Below are 9,344 nucleotides of genomic sequence, written 5' to 3'. Positions count from 1 at the left end.
ATAAGCCTAAACGCCATCATGTCTTTAGGAGAGTTTGCTAATGAAAGTTCTTAAGTTGACGCCATTGGCTGAACGGATACGATTTATTTCAGTGCATGAGCTGGTCCTTTTCGGATTTTAGCGCTGTGTACACAACTGCACGAACGTCTAGTTTAGGGGTAAGAAAAATTGGGGCCCGCAAATTAATCCAAACACATAAGTGTAGTGTTACCACCAAATGCTGTAGTGTTAACACTTACAACTTTTTCTGTAGAAAAACGCTGTAAATAATGAGGACCACCAGCTTTTGGCCCAGTGCCAGATAGTCCCCTACCACCAAATGGTTGTATCCCAACTGCTGCACCTATCTGGTTACGGTTGATGTAGACATTTCCAACTGATATTTTTTTACTTATAGTGTCAATTTGACTTTGTATACGACTCTGCAAAGAAAACGTAAGCCCATATCCAGTACTATTTATATCACTTATAACTTCATTTAATTGTGACTTGTTAAAACGTATGATATGTAAAATAGGACCAAATACTTCTTGCTTTAATTGCGAAATTTTTTGTATCTCATAAATATATGGAGGAAAGAAATAACCATTATGAGAATTTGTATCCATGGGTACTTTAAATAACAGATTTGAATCTTTATCCTCTGACATTTTTTGCGTATGTTGAGTGAGCATATCGATAGATGCTTTATCAATTATTGGACCAATATCAGTACTAAGTTGTATTGGGTCACCAATCTTGAGTTCTTGCGCTGCACCGCATATCATTTTTATCTGCTTCTCTGTTATGTCCTCTTGAATAAACAGCACCCTAAGCGCAGAACAGCGTTGGCCAGCGCTGCGAAACGCAGAAAGCAAAACATCCGTAGTCACTTGCTCTAAGAGAGCAGAGCTATCAACTATCATAGCATTGAGCCCTCCTGTTTCAGCAATAAGTGGTACGATAGGACCATCCCTATTTGCAAGCATTTTATTGATTATTTGAGCAGTTTGTGTTGAGCCAGTAAAAGCTACTCCGGCAATTCTATTGTCTGGAACTAATATTTTGCCTAAATATCCACCATCCCCAGGAATGAGGTGTAACACATTCTTTGGTATCCCAGCTTCATGTAGTATCTTAACAGCTTCGTAGGCAATAATCGGCGTTTGCTCTGCCGGTTTTGCCAGCACTGCATTACCTGCTGCAAGTGCAGCTGAGACCTGCCCAATGAAGATAGCGAGCGGAAAATTCCACGGTGATATGCATAAGAAAACTCCTCTGCCTTCAAAAAAGATGAAGTTATCTTCACCTGTTGGGCCCGGCAATTTTTTCCAGTCGCTCAGTTCATTTTTTGCTATCATTGCATAATAACGCAGAAAGTCGATTGCCTCTCTTACTTCTGCTATTGCATCGGATAAAATTTTTCCTGCTTCCACAATCAGAATGTAAATTAACTCTTTCATCCTTTCCTCAAGCAAATCTGCAGCTTTTTCAAGGCATTTAGCGCGCTCTTCTGCTGAAACATTCTGCCACTTAGCAAAAGCACTATGTGCTATTTCAAGAGCGTTTAAAGCTTGATCGCTTGTTGCACTTGACACTTCTCCAATTACATTTTCCAAATGTGCAGGATTCACTACTTCGATAAATTCAGCATTATCAAATAGTGCTTTTCCATCAATTATTGGTCCAACTTGCCACTTTTTTTCACTAAAACCCTTTATATCATCTGCAAATTGTGAGACTATCACAGAATCACTAATATCCATCCCCAAGGAATTTTTTCTTTCTGGTCCCAAAATATCTTGTGGTAATGGAATGCCTGGATGAGGTTCATAATTAAAATTTATAGCTTTTTCCAGTGGATCTGAAATTAACTCATCGATTTTAACGTTAGGATCACTTATTTGATTAACAAACGAACTATTAGCTCCATTTTCAAGAAGGCGTCTTATAAGATAAGGCAACAAGTCACTATGTTCCCCAACGGGTGCGTAGACACGACAGCTAACATTTGTTACAAGCTCTGACATTGCATAATCATATAAGTCTTTTGCCATTCCATGTAAGCGTTGAAATTCAAATCCAGGGTGGTTTTTATCAGCAAGTTCCATGATAGAAGCAAAAGTATAGACGTTATGAGTTCCAAAGCATGGGTAAAAGCTGTTTGGTTTACTCAAAAGTTTCTGTGCGCACACGAGGTAAGATACGTCAGTATAGCTTTTTCTTGTAAATACTGAGTAATCATTTAATCCCAATTCTTGCGTAGACTTGATTTCTGAATCCCAATATGCACCTTTTACAAGCCTCACCATAATTTTGTGCTTTGATCGAATAGCAACATCCTCTACAAAGTCAAGAACAGATAAAGCACGTTTTTGATATGCTTGTACAGCCAAGCCGAGCCCTTCCCACTCAGAAAGTGATTCATCAAGCCGTAATTGTTCAAACAAGATTAAGGAAATTTCAAGCCTTTCTGTTTCTTCTGCGTCTATGCATAGTGAAATGTTGTATTTTTTTGCCTCGCGGCAGAGCTCTAAAACCTTAGTGAATATCTCACCAGCAATTCGGCCAAATTGACTAAATTCATAACGTGGGTGTAAAGCAGAAAGTTTGATTGAAATTCCATGGGATTTAAAACAATCATTTATTTCAGTTGATTCACCTATAGCTTTTATTGAGTGCATGTATGAATTAAAATACTCTTCTGCATCCTCAGTTGTGTGAGCAGCTTCGCCAAGCATATCAAAAGAGTATAAAAACTTACTATTGTCATCTAGTTTTGCGTACCTTAAAGCTTCTTCTATGGTTTCTCCAACAACAAAATGATTACCAAGCATAGACATTGCTTGTTTTACTGCTTTGCGAATGATCGGTTCTCCTAAATTCTTAAGTAACTTAGAAATTGCGTAATAGAACTTCGAATCGCCTTCATTATCTCTCAATATACTTCTCCCTATCATTAAACTCCATGTAGAAGCATTAACAAACAATGAAGACGAATGTCCTAAGTGCTTACTCCATTCTTGATTGGCAATTTTATCTTTGATTAGCTCGTCTATTGTATAATCATCTGGTATTCTAAGTAGTGACTCAGCAAGACACATAAGCGCTATTCCTTCATCATTGGAAAGCGAGTATTGCTGCATAAAGGAATCTACAATACTTAATTTATTGTGTTTGATTTTTTCAATAACTTGTTTTGCAATATTATAAATTCTATTTTTTGAATCAGCCGAAAGCTCTGCTTTTTCTACAAGATAACGTATATAACTCTTTTCATCAGTACGATAAAATCCTTGTAAACGTTTTCTGAGTTCATTAGGTTCTTGTATAGAGCTTATCATATATAACTATCTCCAAAAAATACTCCGACACCATATGTATGGTGAAATTATATCATAACTTTGCGCAGAGCAAATTGCTATTTACAAAGGGATCAGGGCTGGCTAAAAGAAGTCCATGCAATAACTTCACTAAATCAAAAAGATTGTGCAAGTATGTAGCTCAACACTCCACCACACATCAAGTATTTAGTCTCAGTTGCGGTTTGTACAAAGCATTTGAGTTGAATTGATTGCCTTGAATTATCCTTTCTTTTGATGATACATTCTAGATTTCCACCTGGCACTATTTCACCTTTTATGCTTATTACCTTACTACCATCAAATATCTTTCTGGTTATTCCATTTTGAAATACAAGTGGAAGAACACCCATACCAACTAAGTTGGACCTATGTATACGCTCAAAGCTTTCTGCAATGACAACTTTAACCCCCAACAATAAAGTACCCTTTGCTGCCCAATCCCTACTTGAACCTGTGCCATATTCTTTTCCTGCAACAATGATTAGAGGTACATTATTTTCCTTGTAACGCATTGCTGCATCAAAAATTGACATAATTTCTTGAGAAGGAATATATTTTGTATATCCACCTTCGGTGCTAACCATTTCATTTTTTATTCTAATGTTAGCAAAAGTGCCACGCATCATTACATTGTGATTACCACGGCGAGACCCATATGAATTGAAATCCTGTGGTTCAATTCCAAGCCCTTTTAAATATAGACCTGCAGGACTACTCGAGGCAATATTTCCCGCAGGGGAAATATGATCAGTAGTTATGCTATCGCCAAACATTGCCAATATTTGTGCACCCTTTATATCGATTTTATTATTTTTAGGTGATAAGTTATCAAAATAAGGCGGATTTTGTATGTAAGTGCTGTTTGCATCCCAATTATAGATTTCACTTTTTTCACACTTTATCTTTCGCCAATGTTCATCACCAGAAAAAACATCCTTATACTTTTGTATGAACATCTCACGTGTTACCACACTTTTAACACAATCTTCGATTTTATTGTTTGTTGGCCATATATCTTTGAGATAGACATCATTTCCATTCTTATCTTTGCATATTGAATCTTTTGTCAGATCAATTTGCACAGTACCAGCAAGTGCATATGCAACAACAAGTGGCGGAGATGCCAAGTAATTAGCTTTGACTAACGGATGAATTCTTCCTTCAAAGTTACGATTGCCAGATAAAACTGCAGCAACGGTTAAGTTTTTGTTTTTAATGCCATCTTCTATATCTTTATTAAGTGGACCAGAATTCCCAATGCAAGTTGTGCAACCATATCCAACTAGATTAAAACCCAAAGCATTTAGATCTACCTGCAATCCAGACTTTTCTAAATATTCTGTTACAACTTGTGACCCTGGAGCAAGAGAAGTTTTAACCCAAGGCTTTGATTTTAATCCAAGTTTAATCGCATTACGAGCTACAAGACCTGCAGCAATCATCACACTTGGATTAGAAGTATTAGTGCAGCTTGTTATTGCTGCAATAACTACACTTCCATCTTGGAGTTTATCGCTTTCCTTTGACTCATTAACTAAAAATGATTTAGAAAAAGACTCTGGCACTTGTGAAAGAAAAACCTTATCTTGTGGTCTTTTGGGACCAGCCATTACTGGCTCCACGCTTGATAAATCAAGCTCTAGTGTGTCAAAAAATGCTAACTCGTCACTACTACGCCACAGTCCTTGCTCTTTCGCATAAGCCTCAACTAGCTTAATCAGCTTTTCTGGCCTTCCGGTTAAGCTTAAATAATCTAGCGTTTTTTGATCAATTGGAAAAAATCCACAAGTTGCGCCATACTCCGGGGCCATGTTTGCTATAGTGGCTCTATCTGCCAAAGATAAATAATCTAAACCATCACCATAAAATTCTACAAACTTACCAACAACGCCTTTTGTTCTTAGGATATTGGTAACCTTCAGCACTAAATCGGTCGCAGTTACTCCTTCCGACAATCTGCCAATTAATTTAAATCCAACTACTTCTGGAATCACCATACTAATTGGTTGACCAAGCATCACAGACTCAGCTTCTATGCCTCCAACACCCCAACCAAGAACTGATAATCCGTTAACCATTGTAGTATGGCTGTCAGTACCAACTAAAGTATCAGGATATATGACTCCATCATTATTACACACAACTTGCGCTAAATATTCAAGATTCACTTGGTGGCAAATCCCTGTGCCAGGCGGCACTACTCTAAAATTTGTGAAGGACGATTCTCCCCACTTTAAAAATTGATATCTCTCCAAATTTCTTTTTACTTCTAGCTCAACATTCTTACTGAATGCAGAAACACTTCCATAACTATCTACTTGAACAGAATGGTCAATCACAAGATCAACCGGTACAGACGGATTTATATTGCTTGGGTTTCCTCCATTTCTCTTAACATAGTCCCGCATTGAAGCTAGATCAACAACAGCAGGAACCCCTGTAAAATCTTGCATCAACACCCTTGCTGGTTTATAGCTAATTTCGTGATTAGTGTGTTTATCAACGCAGTCTGCTAGTACTCTTATGTCATCTAGCTTTACGTTTACTCCATCTTCATTGCGCAATAAATTTTCAAGCAGAACCTTAAGTGAGCAAGGCAATTTAGTCACATCTATTCCTAAAAATTCACTAGCACTACTTAGGCTAAAATAGTTGTATGACTTCCCGTCAATGTTTAAAGTCGTTTTTGCATTTAAAGAATTGTTCATCCTATCACACTATATTAGTTAAAATTGGAATTACTACCGTTACTTTTTTGTTGTTGACCTTGCTGCTCATACATAGTTTCAAAATCTATAGGATCTAGCATCAGTGGGGGAAATCCACCACTACTTGTAACTCTTGCAATTATTTCTCTTGCAAAAGGGAAAAGAAAAGTAGGTCCGCCAATAAACAAAGCTTGTCTTACTTCTTCCTCACTCAACTCTTTTAAATTTTCTATTGAAAAAATGCCACGATATTTCGTTTCACAAACGAAAGCTACGCCATCTTTTATGCCTTCATCTTTTACCGTTGCTTTGACTTCTATATGCAAAGTAATTTCATGGAAAGATTTTTCTTCATTCACTTCTTCTTTGTTTTTCGTCCCTTCTAATTTTGCTGAATTGATATTAACCATTACGTTAATATCTGGAGCTTTACTAGAAGAAAGGAATGGCGAATTCGGATTCTCAAATGATAGATCTTTAACATATTGACCGTGAATTCTCATTTTTTGTTGTGGCATTTCTTACGTCTCCTTTAATTAAGTTGAGATATTTAATACTTTCTTATATAATATATTCATTTACAAACGAATAGCAAACCTGATTATAAGTTGATATGAAAAACATATTTTCATTAATAATTAATAATGTTCGGATACTTTACATGCCAAGGAGTTGAGTTACTATGATAGAGCTTGTAATATATGCTTTATTAGCGGCGTTCATTTTTTCACGTTTGTATAATTGTTTAGGAAGGTCAGCCAACCTCAACCTAAAAAAGCTAACTAGTGTATTGGATGTAAGCCGAAGTAGAGAAGACGTAGTAGAAAACATTGAGGGTTACATTGATAGCAATGATGAAAATTCAATAAAAGTTACTTATGAACAAATATTAAAAAAAAATAAAGATTTTTCTATTTCCCACTTTATAGAAGGTTCAAGCATAGCTTTTGAATTAATAATAAAGTATTTCAATCAAGGAAATTTGTCTCAGTTAAAACCACTTCTCGATAAAGACTTATATGATAATTTTGCAGAGAAGATTAGGCATCGTAAAGAGGTGCACGAGTCTATCATTGTTTCTATCGTTTCACAAAAGATTTTAGAAATAAAGCTAGTAAAAAATGTAGTGTTTATTGCAGTATATTTCCTTTCAGAGCAAATTAACTTCGTTAAGAACAATGAAGGAGATATCATATCAGGTAGTACATCCACTATTAATAAAGTTGAGGATGTATGGCAATTCAAAAAAAATGTTAATTCATCAGACCCAAGCTGTTTGCTTGTTTCTATTCACTATAAAAAGACAAGTAACGATAAGACAAATGACAAGTAAGATTAGTTTTATTTAGAGTTAACCATGGAAAGCAAGCTACGCGAACTAGTACTTGACACTGAAACGACAGGTCTTGACACTGAATCTGGTCATCGAATTATTGAAATAGGGTGTGTGGAATTAATTAATCGTATTCCAACAGGTAAAGTATTCCATCGGTACCTTAACCCAGAAAGAGATATACCTTATCACTCGTTTAAGATTCACGGTGTTAGTGAAGAATTTTTAGAAGATAAACCATTATTTTCAGATGTTGCAATTGAATTTCTTGACTTTATATCTAATGATATTTTGGTAATTCACAACGCTGAATTCGATGTTAAGTTCCTTAACATGGAGCTAAGCAAGCTGAATGCTGGGTTAATTTCCTCAGATAGAGTGCTAGATACATTACCTCTTGCGAGGAAAAAATTTGCAGGATCACCTGCTTCTTTGAATGCATTATGTAAGCGTTTTGATATATCGCTAGAGAATAGAGAATTGCACGGAGCACTAGTTGATGCTCAATTGCTTGCAAAGGTATATGTTGAACTTACAGGAGGGTTACAAACCTTTCTGTTTGATAATGAATGCAATCAGGACAGTAACTCTACATTCGTTCAGCATAAAGTGCGTAATCTAACTCCCAGAGAACATTCACCAAATAGTGAAGAAATTGATGAACATAAGAAACTGTTAGACAAAATTAACAATACACTTTGGAATAAATATATTGAATAGATCAACCAATAAAGATACAATTTAATTTTACTGAGAGCACCCTAATGGTAAGGTTTATAAGATTGTTATCTAATATGCTAGTAGCATTAGCAGTTGTTTTTTTAGGTTATTGTTATTTCACTAAAAAAGGCATATTTGCCCCAGCAGGGATTCACAACGCAGAAGTTAAGATAGGCGGAGATTTTTCTTTAATTAATCAGGACGGACAGATCTTGCGCAGTAGTGATTTTAAAGATAAATACATGATGATTTTCTTTGGGTTTTCCTCATGCAAAAGAATTTGCCCTATGAACCTTGGAATAATTTCAGAAACACTTGCAAAGTTAGATGAGAAAACTAACAACAAGCTACAAACATTCTTCATCACAGTCGATCCTGAGCGCGATAGCACGGAAAGACTTAAAGAATTTCAGCAGCAATTTGACCACAGAATACAAATGTTAACTGGTGAAAGAGAAAAAATAGACGAAGTAATTGCAAAGTATAAAGTATATGCTAGCAAAGTTGGTGGAGAAGAAGAAATCAACCATTCTTCAATAATGTACCTTATTGGCCCTGGAGGAAAATATGTTACACACTTTGCAGCTGATTTAAATTCAGACGAAAGTCAATCTGATAAGATTTTGGCTGAGATAAGAAAATACGTAAACTGAATTATAGATTTTTCTGTTAATTAGTCGGGCATGCAACTGCATGAGCATTATGATTTGAGAGCAATCTCCATGGGAAGACACACACAACTGTACGAACGTTGTAGTTTGGGAGCAATTCCCACCAGTGGGGTGTCATCCCAGTGCCCAGACACTGGGATCCAGCTTCTATGCAACTTAATTAAAAACGTTTGTTTTATCGTAAGACAACTACCTTTAGCTCATCAGCTCAGTTATAAGCAAAATTTCTGGATTCCAGTGGGCTTTGTTGCATCGCTACTTATGAAAGGCTAACTATAGTTAGGATTATAAGTAACTTATTGAAAATCTTGTTTTTTTGCAATCAATCTGATCAAATTTAAGAATAGTAATTTATTATTTACATTAATAAATTTAATTCTATTGAAAATAGCTAAAGCATTGAAATTCTTGAATTTTAGCCGGATTAGTGAGTGGTAGTGAAATTTCTTTTACTCAAATTTAGGTATTCACTGACCGTTCTTGTTATAAATACCAGAATAATAAGCTACTGATATTCTCCATCTTTTTTATCTTTAATCCATCATAGCTAGCGATGCAACAAAGCCAT

General features: G+C 35.9%; 7 protein-coding genes. 4 read left to right on the top strand and 3 right to left on the bottom strand.

The genetic code is table 11. The annotated features are described in order from the left end of the window. Positions 1 to 182 precede the first annotated feature (182 nt). The 3 genes from putA to secB form a co-directional block, all read right to left on the bottom strand. Positions 183 to 3,323: a bifunctional proline dehydrogenase/L-glutamate gamma-semialdehyde dehydrogenase PutA gene (gene putA / locus OZD68_RS01795; protein WP_182309624.1), complete on the bottom strand. Its 3,141-nt coding sequence runs from the start codon at positions 3,321 to 3,323 to the stop codon at positions 183 to 185. Between the two features lie 134 nt (positions 3,324 to 3,457). Continuing rightward, positions 3,458 to 6,052: an aconitate hydratase AcnA gene (gene acnA, locus OZD68_RS01790; protein ID WP_182309625.1), complete on the bottom strand. Its 2,595-nt coding sequence runs from the start codon at positions 6,050 to 6,052 to the stop codon at positions 3,458 to 3,460. Between the two features lie 14 nt (positions 6,053 to 6,066). Next, positions 6,067 to 6,570, bottom strand: a complete 504-nt coding sequence (gene secB / locus OZD68_RS01785) for a protein-export chaperone SecB (protein WP_182309626.1) — start codon at positions 6,568 to 6,570, stop codon at positions 6,067 to 6,069. Between the two features lie 164 nt (positions 6,571 to 6,734). Between secB and OZD68_RS01780 the strand changes: the two genes are divergently transcribed. Genes OZD68_RS01780 through OZD68_RS01765 form a run of 4 tightly spaced genes read left to right on the top strand, consistent with a single transcriptional unit; the run spans position 6,735 to position 9,049 of the window. Next, positions 6,735 to 7,385: a Tim44/TimA family putative adaptor protein gene (locus OZD68_RS01780; protein ID WP_182309627.1), complete on the top strand. Its 651-nt coding sequence runs from the start codon at positions 6,735 to 6,737 to the stop codon at positions 7,383 to 7,385. A gap of 24 nt (positions 7,386 to 7,409) precedes the next feature. Then, positions 7,410 to 8,105, top strand: a complete 696-nt coding sequence (dnaQ, locus tag OZD68_RS01775) for a DNA polymerase III subunit epsilon (protein ID WP_182309628.1) — start codon at positions 7,410 to 7,412, stop codon at positions 8,103 to 8,105. 44 nt (positions 8,106 to 8,149) lie between these two features. Continuing rightward, positions 8,150 to 8,758, top strand: coding sequence for an SCO family protein (locus OZD68_RS01770; protein ID WP_182309629.1), 609 nt, complete (start codon positions 8,150 to 8,152; stop codon positions 8,756 to 8,758). Positions 8,759 to 8,788: 30 nt separating this feature from the next. After that, positions 8,789 to 9,049, top strand: a complete 261-nt coding sequence (locus tag OZD68_RS01765; protein ID WP_275008845.1) for a hypothetical protein — start codon at positions 8,789 to 8,791, stop codon at positions 9,047 to 9,049. Positions 9,050 to 9,344: the final 295 nt, after the last annotated feature.

The organism is Wolbachia endosymbiont of Drosophila bicornuta, from assembly GCF_028982105.1.
In the GTDB taxonomy this organism is placed as follows: Bacteria; Pseudomonadota; Alphaproteobacteria; order Rickettsiales; family Anaplasmataceae; genus Wolbachia; species Wolbachia pipientis.
This window is presented reverse-complemented; position numbering and strand designations above follow the sequence as displayed.